11 protein-coding genes are annotated in these 17,948 nt (G+C 69.3%); 8 read left to right on the forward strand and 3 right to left on the reverse strand.

Going from position 1 to position 17,948, the window contains the following annotated elements; genetic code table 11:
• Positions 1–626 precede the first annotated feature (626 nt).
• Positions 627–6,479 (reverse strand): beta strand repeat-containing protein, encoded by a 5,853-nt coding sequence (locus BST10_RS23310; RefSeq protein WP_163762386.1) that lies wholly within the window; start codon positions 6,477–6,479, stop codon positions 627–629.
• 1,038 nt (positions 6,480–7,517) lie between these two features.
• Between BST10_RS23310 and BST10_RS12420 the strand changes: the two genes are divergently transcribed.
• Both BST10_RS12420 and BST10_RS12425 read left to right on the forward strand, forming a co-directional pair.
• Positions 7,518–7,745 (forward strand): type II toxin-antitoxin system VapB family antitoxin, encoded by a 228-nt coding sequence (locus BST10_RS12420; protein WP_205277439.1) that lies wholly within the window; start codon positions 7,518–7,520, stop codon positions 7,743–7,745.
• On the forward strand, positions 7,742–8,137 hold the full coding sequence (locus BST10_RS12425; protein WP_083038112.1) for a PIN domain-containing protein: 396 nt from the start codon (positions 7,742–7,744) through the stop codon (positions 8,135–8,137). Before BST10_RS12420 ends, BST10_RS12425 begins: the two co-directional genes overlap by 4 nt.
• 107 nt (positions 8,138–8,244) lie before the next feature.
• Here BST10_RS12425 and BST10_RS12430 read toward each other — a convergent pair whose 3' ends face one another.
• Positions 8,245–8,805: a hypothetical protein gene (locus BST10_RS12430; protein ID WP_234807354.1), complete on the reverse strand. Its 561-nt coding sequence runs from the start codon at positions 8,803–8,805 to the stop codon at positions 8,245–8,247.
• Positions 8,806–8,883: 78 nt separating this feature from the next.
• Between BST10_RS12430 and dprE1 the strand changes: the two genes are divergently transcribed.
• The 3 genes from dprE1 to BST10_RS12445 all read left to right on the forward strand — a co-directional run bounded on the left by dprE1 (position 8,884) and on the right by BST10_RS12445 (position 13,111).
• A complete protein-coding gene (gene dprE1 / locus BST10_RS12435) occupies positions 8,884–10,278 on the forward strand; it encodes a decaprenylphosphoryl-beta-D-ribose oxidase (protein WP_083038021.1) in 1,395 nt (464 codons plus the stop codon).
• The gene (gene dprE2, locus BST10_RS12440) at positions 10,279–11,055 is read left to right on the forward strand and encodes a decaprenylphospho-beta-D-erythro-pentofuranosid-2-ulose 2-reductase (RefSeq protein ID WP_083038023.1); all 777 of its coding nucleotides are present in this window, start codon (positions 10,279–10,281) and stop codon (positions 11,053–11,055) included. It begins immediately after the preceding gene.
• A gap of 196 nt (positions 11,056–11,251) precedes the next feature.
• The gene (locus BST10_RS12445; RefSeq protein ID WP_083038025.1) at positions 11,252–13,111 is read left to right on the forward strand and encodes a galactan 5-O-arabinofuranosyltransferase; all 1,860 of its coding nucleotides are present in this window, start codon (positions 11,252–11,254) and stop codon (positions 13,109–13,111) included.
• Here the strand turns inward: BST10_RS12445 and BST10_RS12450 are convergent.
• On the reverse strand, positions 13,065–13,760 hold the full coding sequence (locus BST10_RS12450) for an alpha/beta fold hydrolase (RefSeq protein WP_083038027.1): 696 nt from the start codon (positions 13,758–13,760) through the stop codon (positions 13,065–13,067). The genes BST10_RS12445 and BST10_RS12450 overlap by 47 nt on opposite strands.
• A gap of 51 nt (positions 13,761–13,811) precedes the next feature.
• On the opposite strand from BST10_RS12450, the gene BST10_RS12455 reads away from it, so the two are divergent.
• The 3 genes from BST10_RS12455 (at position 13,812) to BST10_RS12465 (ending at position 17,821) form a co-directional block, all read left to right on the forward strand.
• Positions 13,812–17,033: an arabinosyltransferase domain-containing protein gene (locus tag BST10_RS12455; RefSeq protein WP_371869233.1), complete on the forward strand. Its 3,222-nt coding sequence runs from the start codon at positions 13,812–13,814 to the stop codon at positions 17,031–17,033.
• Between the two features lie 87 nt (positions 17,034–17,120).
• Positions 17,121–17,429, forward strand: a complete 309-nt coding sequence (locus BST10_RS12460; RefSeq protein ID WP_083038031.1) for a type II toxin-antitoxin system Phd/YefM family antitoxin — start codon at positions 17,121–17,123, stop codon at positions 17,427–17,429.
• Positions 17,426–17,821, forward strand: a complete 396-nt coding sequence (locus BST10_RS12465; protein ID WP_083038033.1) for a PIN domain-containing protein — start codon at positions 17,426–17,428, stop codon at positions 17,819–17,821. Before BST10_RS12460 ends, BST10_RS12465 begins: the two co-directional genes overlap by 4 nt.
• Positions 17,822–17,948 lie beyond the last annotated feature (127 nt).

The following is a 17,948-nucleotide window of genomic DNA, read 5'->3' on the forward strand; positions in this document are numbered from 1 at the left end:
CCTTAACTATACATATTGACGGCATAGCAAGATCTTCAGAAAGAAAGGTTAACATCTATTCTGAGCCAGTCAACTGTTGTTCACTGACACGGACGTCCGACCCCTGATCAGGCCGCGAACAGCGGTTTTGAGGCCTGCCGAGGGCCGCGGGAGATCGACATCAATTAATGAGATGATGAATGTTTCTCAGTAACTGTCCTCTTCGGATTAAGCCGACGTGACTGCCGGGTTGGGTTAGCCGGCGTTGCCGCCAAGACCGGCGCGAGGCGCGTGGTCGTCCCCGTTTATCGCCCCGCAGCTGCGGAAACCTTGTGACCGCTGCCCGCCGGGTTGCTGATCGCGACACCACAGCCTCAGTTGCTGTCGCCCATCTTGGTGATGCTGTCCGGCGGGCACGACAAGCCGGTCGTACCGGAGCATTCACGGGAGGACCTGACCTCAGGGACCGCTGCGGCTGGGCGCCGAGCAGAGGGCACCAGTTCATCAGGAAGCTCGTGCTAGCTCAGTGACGGCCAGTGTGCCGTCGTGAATCGTTCTCCCATATCGCCCGAAGGGCGCCTCGTTGGAACTGAAAACACCTCGGCCCGGTCATGTGACCGGGCCGAGGCGTTGGTGGAGCGGATTGGCTACGAGACAGGCGTTCCGGGGTCTCCGGCCGCGCCTTTCGATCCGTCGGTCCCGCCGTTGCCGCCGTTCCCGCCGTTGCCGCCAGTACCGCCCTCGGCAGCATTTTCCGATGCGCCGCCGGCGCCACCGGCCCCGCCAGCGCCGTTGAGAGTTCCGCTGACGCGCGTCCCGCCGTTGCCGCCGTTGCCGCCGTTGCCGCCCTTGGCAGTGAGCCCGTCGCCGTGCTTGATGCTGCCCAAGCCGCCGTCGCCACCCTTGCCACCGACCGCGTTGTCGGTACCGCCGGTGCCGCCGTTGCCACCGTTGCCGCCAGTAGCGGTGCCGTTGGCGGCGTTCTGGACAAGGCCCATGCCGCCGGCGCCACCGACGCCGCCCTTGCTGCCGTCGGCGCCGTTGGCGCCACCGTCGCCACCCTCACCACCGGTAGTGGTCCCGGTGGCAGTTTGGGCGTTGTAGCTCTGCACCCAGGCCATGCCACCCTGGCCGCCCTTGGCGCCGTACCCATCGCCACCACTACCCGCGTGCGTCTCACCGCTGGCCGACCCGCCGGCCGTACCGGCAGTGTCGACCGAGATGTGGCCCTGGCCGCCGATGCCGCCGATGCCGCCATCATGGCCGGCACCGCCGTCACCACCGAAGCTGGTGCCCGACGCCTCGCCGCCGTCGTTGAAGGCGATGACATCGCCCAGGCCGCCCTTGCCACCGGTACCGCCGTCGATGCCGTCACCGCCGATACCGCCGGTAGCTTCACCACTGGCCGTGGAGTTGTTCCCGAGCGCCAGAACCTGCGCCAGCCCACCAAGGCCACCCTTGCCCGCGTCACCGGTGCCGCCGGTGCCGCCGGTCGCGGTGCCGGTGGCCTCGCTGTCGACTCCGGTTGCCTTGACGTCGGCCCCACCGCCCGCACCACCGGTGCCGCCGTCGTTGCCGCTTCCGCCTTCGCCACCCTCGGCCGTCGCATCGTGCACCGAGCTGCCGTTCGTCGCAGTCACATTGGCTGCTCCGCCGGCGCCGCCCTTGCCGCCATTGTCGTCACCGAAGCCGGCGTTGCCGCCCTTCGCGTGACTGTCGGTCACTGTGCTGCCGGTCGTTCCGTCGCTGCCGGTTCCGGTTGCCGTGACGCTCGCCGAACCGCCGTTCGCCGTGTCGCTGCCATTGCCGCCGTCCACCGTGGTGCCGGAGACCTCACTGCCGTCCTTGACGGTGAGGGTGGCGCCACCTCCCCTACCGGTGCCTGCACCGCCGTCACCACCTGTGACGTGGGTGTCGGTGACGGTACCGCCACCGGTGACATCGATGCGACCCGAGCCGCCTAGGGCCGTGTCAGAGGTCTGGCCCGCCGTCACGGTGCTGTCGATGACGTGACCGCCGTCGACCCTGATTCCCGCGCCGGGTCCCTGCGCGTTACCGAGGCTGTCACCGCCGGTGGCGTGGCTGTTGATGATGGTGTCGCCCTCGCCCCGAGCCGTCATAACGGTGTCAGAAGCCACCTTGCCGTTGACGCCATCAAGACCATCCGCGCCGCGGCCACCTGTGACGGTGCTGCCGGAGATCTCGGAGTCCTTACCGAGGGCCTGCATATAGGCATAGCCACCTTGACCGCCGACAACACTGTCGCCGGAGGTGGTCAAGCCGGTGCCGTCACCGGCGGTACCGGCCTTGGCGATGCCATCGGCGATGGCTCCCTCGTTCAGAGCGCCCACCTGGCCGCTGTAGCCGCGGCCACCGGTGCCACCGTCGTAGCCGTTGCCACCGTTGCCGCCATAGGCCTCGCCGGTGGCCTTGGCCCCGGTTCCGCCAGCAATCACACTCCCGGTGCCGCCGACGCCGCCGTGGCCACCGTCGTGGCCGTCGCCGCCGTCACCGCCGTGTGCGGTCCCGTCGACCGACCCGTCATTACCGCCGAGGTTGTACTTTCCGTAGCCGGACTGAAGGTTGCCATTACCACCGTTGCCGCCGGTGCTGCCACTTCCGTCGGCGTCGCCGCCGTTACCACCGAAACCGTCGCCGGTCGTAGTACCGCCGGTGCCGACTTCCATACCTGCGGTCACCTCGGAGCCGCCTCCGGCACCAGCGACGCCACCATTCGTGCCGTGACCACCGTTACCGCCGGTGGCTGTGGCGTCGGTGACGGTGCCACCCTGGGCCGCCGTGATCACACCGTAGCCGCCGGCACCCCCGGTTCCGTTGGCGCCTGCCTCGTCGTCGTTGATCCCGGATCCCGCCGCACCACCGGTCGCGTGGCTGTTGATCACCCTGCTGCCGTTGTCGGTCGCGGTGACGCTGGCCGTGCCGCCGATCGCGGAGTCGCTGGCGTCGGTGCCGGTCGCGGAGCTGCCGGTGATCGACCCGCCATTGCTGGCCGTCACGGTCGCCCCGCCGCCGGCCTGGTCGCCGACGCTGCTGCCCCCGGTAGCGGTGCTGTCCGACACAATGCCGCCGTTAATGACTGTCACCGCGCCGGTGCCTCCGACCGCACCGACGCCGGTGCCGATGTCGCCGTCGCCGGCACCGCCGTTGCCGCCCTGACCGGTTCCGAAGGCATTAGACCCGACTCCTGTGGCGCCAACGGTGCCGTTGCCTCCGCCGCCGCCGATACCCGCGTTGGTGGCCTGCCCGCCGTCACCACCGGTAGCGACGCCGTGGGCGATGCCGCCACTGAGGCCCTGGATGGAGCCCACCCCGCCAGCGCCGCCGAGGCTGTCCTCGCCGGTGCCCGTAGCACCTCCGCCGCCGGTGGCCTGACCATAGGAGACACCCCCTTGGGCGGTCAGCTCACCGGAGCCACCAGCACCGCCCTGGCCACCGTCGATACCGGCACCACCGACACCGCCGGTAGCACTGCTGTTGGTGCCCGTGTCGGTGTCACCGGTGACCGTGCCGTTGTCGGCAACGATGTTGCCCGCGCCACCGATTCCGCCGGTTCCGCCGTTGGTGCCGCTGCCGCCGGTGTTGCCGACAGCGTCCGCGTAACCGACGGAACCACCGTTGAGCGCCACGATCCCCGCAGCGCCACCGTCACCGCCGATGCCGCCGTTTGCGTCACCGGCACCGGCGCTACCACCGGTTGCGCTGCTGTGGGCGATGCTGCTGTTGGGGCCAAGGGCCACGATGCCTGCAGAGCCACCGGTGGAGCCGTTGCTGCCGACTCCACTGGTGCTACCGGCAGCACCGGCGCTGCCGTCACCACCGGTTGCGATGTTGTCGGTGACGGTGCCGCCATTGAGGCCGATGATGCCGGCGCCGCCGCCGCCACCACCACCACCGCCGCCCTGGCCTGCGGTCGTACCGTCAGCAGCCGCGCCCGCACCGCCGGCGCCGCCGTTACCGCCGGTCGCGCCGTCACCGATGGCGCCACCGTCGGCACCGGAACCACCATTGCCGCCGTTGCCGGCAGTGCCTTCACCATCGGTAGCCACCGCGCCACCGTTACCGCCCGCACCACCATGACCGCCAGTGAAGCTACCGGCGCCACCATCACCACCGGTGCCACCGTCACCGGCAGTGCCGTCGACGGTTGCCCCACCGTCACCGCCGGTGCCGCCCGACCCACCAGTGGTCAAAGTGGTGGCGAGGCCAATTAGGTCGGTGGTGTCAGCCGGCGCGCCGGTCCCACCGTCGCCGCCGTCACCACCGGCGCCGGCCCGGCCGTCCTCGGAGCTACCGCCGACGCCACCGTTACCGCCATGGCCACCGGCCAGCGTGCCGTATGGACCGGTGTTGCCCTCGCCGGTGGTGTCACCTCCGGCGCCACCGTCGCCACCGTTACCGGCGGTGTCAGTTCCCGTCGCGTTGGCGCCGGCGCCACCCTGGCCGCCGTAGCCGCCGTGGCCGGAGCCCTCGCCACCGGCACCACCGGTACCACCGTTACCACCGACGTGGTCGCCGCCGACCGCACCACCGGTACCGCCGTTACCGCCGGTGCCGCCGTAGACGCCCTTGCCACCGACGCCACCGTCACCACCGGTGCCGGCGTGGAAGCCGGTCCCACCGTTACCACCGGTGCCACCGGAACCACCCACACCGAACGCGTCGGCATGTGCGGGGCTCTTACCGTTGCCGACGAAGTCGCCGTTAACGTCCTTGTACGCGTTGCCACCGACACCACCGGTGCCACCGTTACCGCCGTCACCCTGCTGGGCGTGCGTGGTGCCATCGGCCTCGAGGCCGCCTTGGCCGCCGTTGCCGCCGTTACCGCCGGTACCGCCGGCCGAGCCGTTGGGGGACAACAGCGCGCCAACGTCACCGGCAGCACCGGTCGCGCCGTCACCACCGTTACCGCCGACGCCGGCCGCACCAGCAGCCGCATGGCTGCCGTCAACCTCTAGGCCGCCCTTGCCAGCGTTGCCGCCGACACCGCCGTCGCCACCGTGGGCACCGGCCACCGCATCGGGGTCTGTCGCGGCGTCGTAACCCTGCCCACCGGTACCACCGTTGCCGCCCTTACCGGCACTGCCGTTGGCGCCGTCGGCGGCGTGGTTGCCGCCACCGGAGTCACCACCGGCGCCACCCTTGCCCGCGTCGCCGCCATCGCCACCATTGCCACCGGCACCACCGGTCGTGCTGGTCGCCGTGCCCGCCTTGCCCACGTCGCCGTTGGCGCCGTCACTGCCGCTACCACCGGCACCACCGATACCGCCAACGCCATGCGTCCCGTCCGTGGAGCCCTCACCGCCAGCACCACCAGCACCGCCGGCACCACCATTGCCACCATCGGTGCCCGGCAAAGCGTCCTCGTCGGAGGCGGCGTCATAACCGGCACCACCAACACCGCCTTCACCACCGTTACCGCCGACGCCCTGAACAGCGGTCGCACCGCTAGCACCGTTGCTGGCGAACCAACCGCCCGCGCCGCCCACACCGGCGGTACCAGCGGCACCACCGGCACCACCTTCGCCACCGTCACCAGCGGCCGTGCCGTCCGGGTCGTCCGCGTCACCGGCGGTGCCGGCCGCGCCGTCGCCACCTTCGCCGCCGGTGCCACCGATACCGGCCGCGCCGCCCTTACCACCGGCGCCGAAGAACGTCGAGCCCTTACCACCGGCACCACCGTTGCCGCCCTTGCCACCGGTACCACCGTTGGTGCCGTCCGCGCCGGGGGTGCTGCCCGCGACTCCAGCCGCACCGATAGCACCAGCGCCACCGTCACCACCGTTGCCCGCGGTGCTGAAGAAGCCCCACGTAGCGGCGTCACCGCCATTGCCACCGTTACCTCCGGCGTCACCGCCATTGCCACCGTCACCACCGGAGCTGAACCAGGAGAACGGTCCGGCGGCACCGCCGTCACCGCCGTCACCTGCTTCGAAGCCGTTGCCGCCGTTACCGCCGTCGCCGCCGAACAGGCCGGCCTGGCCACCATCGCCACCGTCGTCGCTGTCACCAGTGCCGTCAGCTGTCCAACCGTCGCCACCATTGCCCCAGATCCACCCACCGGCGTAGCCATCCGGGTGGGCTTCAGTGCCGTCCTGGCCGTTGCCGAACGGCATCAACCAGTTGATGTCGCCCCAGTTGAAGGCGGCGGCCGAACCGGGCAGATCGGCCACGGCCGAGCCGGCAGCGTTCAGGTCGAGATCGGCCAGCACCGCGTCCCAGGTGCTCTGACTGCCGAGGCCGTCGAAGAAGGCCGACCAACTGGTCGGGTCCAACACCACCTCCCAGGCGCCCTGATCCCCGAGGTTGGCGCCCAAGCCGGCGACGGCGTCGCCCAGATCCTGACCGAGCAGGTCGATGAGCACGTCGTCGAAGTCGGCGTGCGCCGGCGCGACCGCGGTCGGGGCCATCCCGAACGCGAGGAACGCACCGACGGCGCTGCCGGCACCAACCACCCGGCTACGACGACGACCTTTGGACACACTTTGACGTTGACGAGACATGACCTGATTCCCCTTAGCTTGCACATAGCGGCGGCACAACAAACGCTGTGTGGGGCTACGTTAACGCTAATTCTCGTCGCGTCAACCCCGGTGCACAAAGCCGGAATGGCGCGAGTTACCCGCCGGTAATGGGCGTTAACATGGCCTTATAGGCCTGAATCCGCACTGTCGTGCCGGCCAAACTTTCTTAGAAACTTTCCTAATTCTCAGAAAAAGATCCCTTGCCCGCTGGGTGTCAGATGCACCTTCTGGCGAGCTGATGCTGCAGGTCAACGGCTTTTTAGCACTTCGACACTCGCCTGCCCCACTGTCCGTTGCCGCCTCAGGCGGCCGGCCCCGGATGCTGAACACCGCCTCAACCTCAATCCCAATTAATTGACGTGTTCGACAATTTAGTACACGTTAGGTGGACTAAATCTCTGCAGCTCCGTCGAGCCGAACAGCGCGAGACGCACAGCCCACTAAAGGCTTTCTGACGCCACAGCTTGACAGGCGGCGCCATGAAACTAAGCTCGCCATTCACTTAGCTGCGGTAATGATTCTTTTCGGCAATCAGGATGCATGTTCGACGGTGTCACTGCTTTCAGCCGGGAAAGCGCAGCTCGAACGCATGCGCCGGCCTTGATGCTCGACCCCGCGGGCCGCCGCGCCGTGGACGGCACGGTTGCTGCGGTCCCGCTCCAGGCCGTTCGATCCCACGTCCTCCATCGCGCTTACGTAGGCGACACAAACTCAGTCTCGTCATAGAAAACGACGGGGGCGGGGGTCCAGCCTGAGCTCGTGCTGGTAGACGCTGACGGACTCACGTACACGAGAGATCCACCATCACGGGCGCCTCCGCGGGCGTCTTCCTGGGCGTCCGGGCTGTCGCCTTGGTCACCACTGCCGCTGGGACACGGCGAAGTTTCTGACGACGTCGTCGAGCAGATGCTGTCGCCGTTCCCGGCTACCGCCCCGGACTGCCCATCCCCGGGGCGGTCGCGATATTATGTACTTATGCACTGTTAATATGTATGCATGGCAGTGAAGCGGACAACAATCGAGCTCGACGAGGAGCTGGTGCGCAAGGCCCAGTCGGTGACCGGCAGCACGCTGCGATCCACGGTGGAATCAGCGTTGCGCCGGCTGATAGCCGAGGCGCAGGGCGAGGCCGACGAGCGGCGGCGACGGATCACCGAGCACCTGGCGAGCGCGGGCAAGCAGGTCGACACCGATGCGCTGTTGGCTGACCAGGCGTGGCGATGACCCTCTGGCTGCTCGACAAGAGCGCGCACGTGCGGCTTGTGGGCGGTGCGGCGTTGCCGGACGATATCGACCTGGCCGACGTGGCTCTCTGTGAGATGAGCGAACTCGAGTGGCTGTACTCGGCGCGGTCCGGCGCCGACTACGACAGCCAGTCCGCCGCGGTTCGTGACGCCTACCCGGTGCTGTCCGCACCGGCCGACATCTTCGACCGGGTTCGCCGCCTTCAGCGTGATCTGGCCCATCATCGCGGGATGTGGCATCGAACGCCGTTACCCGACTTGTTCATCGCGGAGACAGCGCTGTACCACGGGGCCGGCGTCTTGCATCGCGACCGCGATTACCAGCGGATCAGCAAGGTGCGGAGCGACTTTCAGGTCCGCGAACTCCGCTGAGCTTGCCATCGCCCGCGGACCTCCCGTGCTGCCCCGGAAACGACTCAGCACCGGCTGCGCGACTGGCGCAACCGGTGCTGAGATCGGATAACGGATTCTGAAGGGGGTTACTCCGGCTGGCAGAGGTTGTCGAGCACGTCGATCTGACCACGCAGCTGGTCGCGCAGCGGCTGCTGCACCGAGTCGTCCGGCGAGTGCCCGGCCAGGTAGTTGATGCTCAGCGCCTCCAGCGTGTCGGCCATGTCGCCGACGGCCTTGGACAGGTCATCCGGGGTGGCCGGATTGGCCTCCAGGCGCTGGTGCAGGAACGCACCGCCGGCGAACAACGACAGCCGGGCGTTGGTGCCGACCGCCAGGTCACCGGCCAGGTCGCCGGGCACCGGGTTCTGCAGGTTGGTGTTGAACTGGGTGCCTTGGCGCACCACGGCCTGCGCGTCGCAGATCTTGCCCTTGGCTTCCTGGCGCTGATCGCCGGAGAATTTCTGGCCCGTCGACGGGTAGAACCAGCCGAAGACGGCCAACACGATGGCGAGCACCGACAACGCGAGAGCGGCGATCGTCGGCACCGACAGTCCCGAGGACGAAGTGGAAGTTTTCGGAAAACCCGCGGTCTTGGGCTTGGCGGGCTTGGCCGAAGAGGCGGAATCTGTGGGGGGAGTCTCAGGCATTGCGCGATCGTAACGGTAGTCATCCGATTAGTCACGCGGAACCGGTTTGCGGGCGCGTTGGCGGTACCCTCACTTGCGATGTTGAGCACCGAGTTGCAGACGACCACGCGGCGGCTGACGGGTTGGGGCCGCACCGCGCCGAGCGTGGCGCAGGTGCTGTCCACCCCGGACGTCGAGATCATCGCCAAAGCCGTGGCGCGCGCATCCGATCACGGATCCCTCGCAAACCGGCGCGGCGTGATCGCCCGCGGCCTGGGTCGCTCCTACGGCGACAACGCCCAGAACGGCGGCGGCCTGGTCGTCGACATGACCGCGCTGAACCGGATCCACTCGATCTCCGCCGATGACGGCGTCGTCGACGTCGACGGCGGCGTCAGCCTGGACCAGTTGATGAAGGCCGCCTTGCCGTTCGGCCTGTGGGTACCGGTGCTGCCGGGCACCCGCCAGGTCACCATCGGCGGCGCAATCGCCTGCGACATCCACGGCAAGAATCACCACAGTGAGGGCAGTTTCGGCAACCATGTGGTGTCCATGGAGTTGCTGACCGCCGACGGTTCCGTGCGGCATCTGACTCCAGACGGCACCGAGGCCGAGTTGTTCTGGGCCACCGTCGGCGGCAACGGGCTGACCGGGATCATCGTGCGCGCCGTCATCGCGATGACCCCCACCGAAACCGCGTACTTCATCAACGACGGCGACAACACCACCACTCTTGAAGAGACCATCGCCTTCCACAGCGACGGCAGCGAGGCCGACTACACCTACTCCTCGGCCTGGTTCGACGCCGTCAGCGCGCCGCCGAAGCTCGGCCGGGCGGCCATCACCCGGGGCCGGTTGGCGCGGCGCGACGAGCTGCCCAAGAAGCTGGCCCGCGACCCGCTGAAATTCGACGCGCCGCAGCTGATGACGGTGCCTGACATCTTCCCGAACGGGCTGATGAACAAGCTGTCGGCCAGCGTGATCGGCGAGCTGTACTACCGGCGCGGCGGGCACTACCGCGGCAAGGTGCAGAACCTGACGCAGTTCTACCACCCGCTGGACCTGCTGGGGGAATGGAATCGGGCCTACGGCACGGCGGGTTTCGCCCAGTACCAGTTCCTGGTTCCCACCGAGGCGGTCGAGGAGTTCAAGGCGATCATCCGCGACATCCAGGCCAGCGGGCACTCGTCGGCGCTGAACGTGTTCAAACTGTTCGGACCCGGCAACCAGGCGCCGCTGAGCTTCCCGATGGCCGGCTGGAACGTCGCCATGGACTTCCCTATGCGGCCCGGGGTCGATGAGTTCCTCAACGGGCTGGACCGCCGGGTGATGGAGTTCGGCGGCCGGCTCTACACCGCCAAGGATTCCCGCACCACCGCGGAGAATTTCCATGCCATGTACCCGCGCATCGACGAGTGGATTGCGGTGCGCCGCAAGGTCGATCCCGACGGGGTCTTCGCCTCCGACATGGCCCGACGTTTGGAGCTGCTGTAGATGGTGCTTGACGCCACCGGAAATCCCCAGTCCATCCTGCTGCTCGGCGGTACGTCCGAGATCGGGCTGGCGATCTGCGCGCGCTACCTGCGCCACGCCTCGGCGAAGGTGATCCTGGCCTGCCTGCCGGGCGATCCCGGCCGCGACGACGCCGTGGCCGCGATGGAGGCCGCCGGCGCCAAGTCGGTGCGGGTGATCGACTTCGACGCCCTCGACACCGCCGCTCACCCGGCGATGATCGACGCCGCCTTCAGCGACGGCGATAGCCCCATCGATATCGACGTCGCCATCGTGGCGTTCGGCATGGACGCCGACGCCGAGGAGCTCTGGCACAACCAGGCCAAGGCCGTGCAGGTCGCCGGGATCAACTACACCGCAGCGGTTTCGGTCGGTGTGCTGCTGGCGAACAAGATGGGCGCCCAGGGCTTCGGGCAGATCATCGCGATGAGCTCGGTGGCCGGTGAGCGGGTGCGCCGCACCAACTTCGTCTACGGCTCCACCAAGGCCGGGCTCGACGGCTTCTACCTCGGTCTGGGTGAGGCGCTGCGCGACGACGGGGTTCGGGTTTTGGTGATCCGGCCCGGCCAGGTGCGCACCCGCTTCTCCGCGCACGTCAAGGAGGCCCCTTTAACCGTCGACAAGGAGGACGTCGCCGAGCTGGCGGTGACCGCGGCCGCCAAGGGCAAGGAATTGGTGTGGGCGCCAGGGGCTTTCCGCTACGTCATGATGGTGCTGCGCCACGTCCCGCGGGCGATCTTCCGCCGACTGCCCATCTGATCCCGGTCGCCTCCCCTATGCCGCCCACGCCGCACCGCCCCCCGCCGAGTGTGCGTTTTGGCATGAAATCACCGGCATATCGCGCCCAAACCGCACACTCGGCGCGCTGCCACCCCCAGGCGATCGCCCGCTGTCGCTCAAAGGCGGGCAACAGCCACCCCCCCTCCGCCGCCGCCGACTCGACAGGCCGCCGCTGATGCGCACCGCGCTCACGACCGTCGGCCAGATGATCCTGGCGGGCCTCATCGCCGTCGTCGTCGCGGTCATCGCCCTGGTGGCGATCGCCCGGGTCGAGTGGCCGGCGTACCCATCGTCGAACCAGCTGCACGCGCTGACCACCGTCGGGCAGGTCGGTTGCCTGGCCGGGTTGGCCGGCGCCGGCCTGCTGTGGCGGCGCGGCCGGCGGGTCCTGGCGTGGCTGGCGGCGGTGGTGTTCACCAGCGCCTTCTCGGTGGTGACGCTGGCGATGCCGCTGGGCGCCACCAAGCTGTATCTGTTCGGGATCTCGGTGGACCAGCAGTTCCGCACCGAATACCTGACCCGCTTCACCGACAGTCCGGCGCTTGCCGACATGACCTACCAGGGCCTGCCGTCGTTCTATCCGCCGGGCTGGTTCTGGCTGGGCGGCCGGGCCGCGGCGCTGGCCGGCACCCCGGGCTGGGAGATGTACAAGCCGTGGGCGATCACCTCGATGGCCGTGGCGGTCGCGGTCGCGCTGGTGCTGTGGAACAAGCTGATCCGCTTCGAGTACGCGCTGATCGCCACCATCGCCGGCGCCGCGGTCACGCTGGCCTATAGCTCCCCGGAGCCCTACGCGGCGATGATCACCGTGTTGCTGCCGCCGGTGCTGATCCTGGCCTGGTCGGGCCTGGGGGCAACCGGGCGAGGCTGGGGCGCGGTCGCCGGCACCGGGATCTTCCTGGGCTTCGCCGCCACGTTCTACACCCTGCTGGTGGCCTACAGCGCGTTCACCGTGGTGCTGATGGCGCTGCTGCTGGCCGCATCACGTCTCCGCGACGGCCTCAAAGCGGCACTGAGCCCGCTGGTCCGGCTGCTGGTGATCGGTGTGATCGCGCTGGCGATCGCGGCGATCACCTGGACGCCGTATCTGCTGCGCGCCGCCGGCAACCCGACCAGCGACACCGGCAGCGCCCGGCACTACCTGCCCGGCGACGGCGCCGAGCTGAGCTTCCCGATGCTGCAGTTCACCCTGCTCGGCGCGCTGTGCTTGCTGGGCACCGGATGGCTGGTGGTCAAAGCCCGCAGCTCCACCCGGGCGGGGGCGCTGGCGATCGGCGTCGTCGGCGTCTACGCCTGGTCGCTGCTGTCGATGTTGTCGACGCTGGCCCGCACCACACTGCTGAGCTTCCGGCTGCAGCCGACGCTGACGGTGCTGCTGGCCACCGCCGGAGTCTTCGGCTTCGTCGAGGGCGCCCGGGCATTGGGCGAGGCCGCGACCGGCTGGCACCGGGTGGTTCATCCGGTGGCCACGGCCGTCGGGCTGGCCGGGGCGCTGGCGTTCACCCAGGACATCCCCGAGGTACTGCGCCCCGACATCACCGTGGCCTACACCGACACCGACGGTCACGGCCAGCGCGGCGACCGGCGCCCGCCCGGCGCGGCGAAGTACTACGAAGCGGTTGACGCCGCCATCACCAAGGCCACCGGCAAGGCGCGCGACGAGATCGTGGTGCTCACCGCCGACTACAGCTTCCTGTCCTACTACCCCTACTGGGGATTCCAGGGCCTGACGAGCCACTACGCCAACCCGCTGGCGCAGTTCTCCGCGCGCGCCGCCGCGATCGAGGCGTGGTCGAAACTGGAGACCTCGGCGCAGTTCACCCGCGCCCTCGACGACCTGCCGTGGCCGGCGCCGACGGTGTTTCTGCTGCGGCCCGGTGCCGGGGACACCTACACGTTGCGGCTGGCCAAGGACGTCTATCCCAACCACCCCAACGTGAAGCGCTACACCGTGGAACTGGATGCGGCGCTGTTCGACGGCCCGGCATTCAGCGTGGAGAAGATCGGCCCGTTCGTGCTGGCGGTGCGGCGGTGATGCGCTCGGCCACCTCGGCGGCGACCGCCAACGTGCGGCGGTCGGTGGCGGCCGCATAACGGTCGGCCTCGGGGTCATAACTGGCCCCGGCGATCGACCCGTGATCAGCGGACAACTCGTCCAACTCCACCGGCCACCGGTGGTGCGCCAGGGCAGCGGCGAACTCGCGGCTCGCCGTCACCGGAACAACGTCGTCCGCTGTGCCGTGCAGCAACGTGATCGGGCAGCGCCGCCCGCCCGGCAGCGCGGCAACCGGGTGCTGGCCGCTGATCGGGTCGGGAACCAGGAACGCGCCGGCCAGGCAGACCACGTGGGAGAAGCCGGCGCCGTACCGGCCGGCGTGAAGCGCCAGCCCGGCCGCCGCGAGGCCGCCCATCGACCACCCAACCAGGATCAGGCCGTCGGCGTCGTCGGCCCGTTCCCGCGCGAACCCCACCGATGCCAGCAGATCTGTGCGCCCGCCGTCGTCGTGGTGGGAATTCCAGTCGGGCACCACCACGTGCACGCCGTGGGCGGCCACCCGTTCGGCGAGCGGCCGGAGCGCCGTGCGGGCGTCGGGCTGCTTGCCGTGCCACAGCAGCGCGGTTCGCCGCGAGCGCTCACCGAACAAATCGGCCAGCCGGCCGGGGCGGTACTCGACAGTCTCCATAGTCCAAGTCTGCCCGGCCAGACACACCCCGCGGGGCCGCAAAGCACCCCGATAGCATCTAGGTCCGTGACCGATACGCGCGCCGACTTCCGGATCGCTCGGGCCGTCGCCGTCGTCGCCGGCGTACTGGGCACCCTGCTGGCGATTCTCACCCCGCTGTTGCCGGTCAAGCAGACCACCGCGGAACTCAACTGGCCGCAGAACGGCGCGTGGGCCAGCGTGCAAGCCCCACTGATCAGCTACGTGGCCACCGACCTGGACATCACCGTGCCGTGCCAGGCCGCCGCGGGCCTGACCAAGACCAACACCGTGCTGCTGTCCACGGTGCCCAAGCAGGCGCCCAAGGCCGTCGACCGCGGGCTGCTCATCGAACGCGTCAACGACGACCTGGTTCTGGTGGTGCGCAACGTGCCGGTGGTGGTGGCGCCGCTGTCGCAGGTGCTCGGCCCCGACTGCCAGCAGCTGACGTTCACCGCGCACGCCGACCGCGTCACCGCCGAGTTCGTCGGCCTCAAGCACGGCCCCAACGCCGAGCACCCCGGCTCGCCGCTGACCGGAACCCGCAGCGGCTATGACTTCCGGCCGCAGATCGTCGGCGTCTACACCGATCTGTCCGGGCCGGCGCCGGCCGGACTGGACTTCACCGCCACCGTCGACACCCGCTTCTCCAGCGCACCGACCCCGCTGAAGCTGGCCGCGATGCTCCTCGGGGTGGCGCTGACGGTCATCGCGCTGATCGCCCTGCACGTGCTGGACACCGCCGACGGCACCCGGCACCGCCGGTTCCTGCCGGCCCGCTGGTGGTCGATGTCGCCGCTGGACACACTCGTCACCCTCGTATTGGTGTGGTGGCACTTCGTCGGGGCCAACACCAGCGACGACGGCTACATCCTGACCATGGCGCGCATCTCCGAGCACGCCGGCTATATGGCCAACTTCTACCGCTGGTTCGGCACCCCGGAGGCGCCATTCGGCTGGTACTACGACCTGCTGGCGGTGTGGTCGCAAGTGTCGACCACCAGCATCTGGATGCGGCTGCCCACGCTGGGCATGGCACTGGCGTGCTGGTGGCTGATCAGCCGTGAGGTGCTGCCCCGGCTGGGCCACGCCGTCAAACACAGCACGGCGGCGGCCTGGACCGCGGCCGGCATGTTCCTGGCGTTCTGGTTGCCGCTCAACAACGGGCTGCGCCCGGAGCCGATCATCGCGCTGGGCATCCTGGCGACCTGGTGCTCGGTGGAACGAGCGGTGGCCACCAGCCGGCTGCTGCCACTGGCGGTCGCCTGCATCATCGGCGCGCTGACGCTGTTCTCCGGGCCGACCGGGATCGCCTCCATCGGCGCGCTGTTGGTGGCGATCGGGCCGCTGCGCACCATCTTGCACCGGCGCTCGGCACAGTTCGGGCTGGCGCCGCTGCTGGCACCCATCGCCGCCGCGATCAGCATCACCGCGATCGTGATCTTCCGCGACCAGACGCTGGCCGGCGAGATCGAGGCCAGCACGCTGAAGTCCGCAGTCGGGCCCAGCCTGGCCTGGTTCGAGGAGCACGTCCGCTACGAGCGGTTGTTCCTGGCCACCCCGGACGGCTCGGTGGCCCGGCGGTTCCCGGTGCTGGCGCTCGGTGTCGCGCTGGCGGTGAGCGTGGCGATGGCGTTGCGCAAGGGCCGGATTCCCGGCACCGCGGCCGGGCCGAGCCGGCGCATCATCGGGATCACCATCATCTCGTTCATCGCGATGATGTTCACCCCCACCAAGTGGACGCATCACTTCGGGGTATTCGCCGGGCTGGCAGGTTCGCTGGGCGCGCTGGCCGCCGTCGCGGTGGGCGCCGCGGCGATGCATTCCCGGCGCAACCGGACGCTGTTCACCGCGCTGGTGCTGTTCATCACCGCACTGTCGTTCGCCAGCGTCAACGGCTGGTGGTACGTCTCCAACTTCGGGGTGCCGTGGTCCAACGCATTCCCCAAGTGGCATCTGGCGTTCGCCACCATGGGGGTGGGGCTGACGGTGCTCGCGCTGCTGGTCGCGGCGTGGTTCCACTTCGTCAACGACGAGGACCGACCGCCGCGCTGGGCGGCGCTCTCCGGTTACCCGCTGGCCATCGCCTCCTGGGCGCTGATTGTCTTCCAGGTGGTGTCGCTGACGGTGTCGATGCTCGGCCAGTACCCGGCGTGGACGGTGGGCCGGTCGAACCTGGCCGCCATTCCCGTGCTGGGCTCCGGCAAGACGTGCGGGCTGGCCGATGACGTACTGGTGGAACAGGACCCCAACGCCGGGATGCTCGAGCCGGTCGACACGCCCGTCGCCGACGCACTCGGCGCGACGTTCTCGGCCGGGTTCGCGCCCAACGGGATTCCCGCCGACGTCTCCGCCGACCAGGTGATCGGCCCGCCCGGGCTGGGCCGGCTGGCCGACGACGACGCGCAGACCGGCGCCGAGACCAGCGGCGAAGCGGGCACCGAAGGTGGCACCACCGCCCGCGAGGGCATCAACGGCTCGCGGGCCCGGCTGCCCTACAAGCTGGACCCGGCCCGGGTGCCGGTGCTGGGCAGCTGGCGTCCCGGGGTGCAGGTGCCCGCGCAACTGCGCTCGGCGTGGTACCGGCTGCCCGCCGACCGGGCGAACGCCGGGCCGCTGCTGGTGGTGGCGGCCGCCGGCCGGTTCGACCGGGGTGAGGTGACCGCGCAGTGGGCCACCGACGCCGGTGCCGCCAACGACAAGCCGGGCGGCACCATCGACTTCGGTGACATCGGGGCGGTGCCAGCGTGGCGCAACCTGCGCACGCCGATGTCGGCGATCCCGGCCGAGGCCACCCGGATCCGGTTGGTGGTCCGCGACGACGACCTGGCGCCGCAGCACTGGATCGCGGTGACGCCGCCGCGCGTTCCGCAGCTGCGCAGCCTGCAGGAGGTGGTCGGGTCGTCCGATCCGGTGCTGCTGGACTGGCTGGTGGGCCTGGCGTTCCCGTGCCAGCGGCCGTTCGGCCACCAGAATGGGGTGACCGAGGTACCCAAGTGGCGGATCCTGCCGGACCGCTTCGGCGCCGAGGCGAACTCGCCGGTGATGGACAACAACGGCGGTGGCCCGCTGGGCATCACCGAGCTGCTGGTGCGCGCGACCACGGTGCCCAGCTATCTGAACCACGACTGGTTCCGGGACTGGGGTGCGCTGCAGCAGTTGACGCCGTACTACCCTGCGGCGACACCGGCTGAGCTGGAGCTGGGCACGGCGGTCCGGTCCGGGTTGTGGAGCCCGGCGCCGCTGCGGCACTGAGTTTCCTGGCGGTTTCTGGGTTTCTCCGCGCGGCACCTCGGCCCACAATGTGCTACATATGAGCTACAACGGTGCTACCCTGTCGTCATGGAAGTGGAGTCGGTGGGGATTCGTGAACTTCGACAGAACGCCTCGCGGGTCATCGACGCGGCGGCGAAGGGAACGACATTCCAGGTCACCAACCACGGCGCGGCCACTGGTGTGGTGATCGTCAAGGAGCAGGACCCGTCGCCCGAGCAACCCTCCCGCGCCGCCCCCGAACGTACCGGCGCCAGTCCCGAACAGATCATGGCCTCGGGGTTGTATGACAGTCCCAGGCCAGACCATTACGAAGCCGAGATGTTGCGACTCGTCGAAAGCGGCCGGGATCAATCCGGTCGAGTCGGCGGCCCGTGAAGATCCACCTCGACACGAATCTGTTGATTCAACGCCCGCATTGGGAGCGCCTTCCGCCCGGGACCCACCAACTATTGGTGTCGGCAATTGCCTTCGCCGAATTCAGTGAGGGTACGACCCACCCGGATCCGCAGATCGCCGCGCGGGCACGGGTGGACCTCACCCGGTTACGCCACGCCTACGGGGAGGGCGTTGGGTTCACCCAGCGTGAAGCGGACGTGTACCGCGAACTGTGTGCGATCATCGCTGCCTCCGGGCGAACGACCGGCAGAAGGCGCCGGGTCGATGTGATGATCGCGGCCGTCGCCGTCGCCGACAACGCCGCACTGGCAACCCGCAACCCCGCCGACTTCGCCGGCTTGGACGCGGTGCTGCAGGTGATCGAGCTTTGATCCGACCTGCCTGCCGTCGCGGCTCCGGACCATATGGACAGTTATCTCCCGGCCGCGCGGCGGTGAGGTGCTTCCGCGCCCGACGGGCGGGACGGGGGTCCCCGGCTTCGGGACCCCGGTCGCATAA

Origin of the sequence: Mycolicibacter algericus DSM 45454 (genome assembly GCF_002086455.1) — a bacterium.
In the GTDB taxonomy this organism is placed as follows: domain Bacteria; phylum Actinomycetota; class Actinomycetes; order Mycobacteriales; family Mycobacteriaceae; genus Mycobacterium; species Mycobacterium algericum.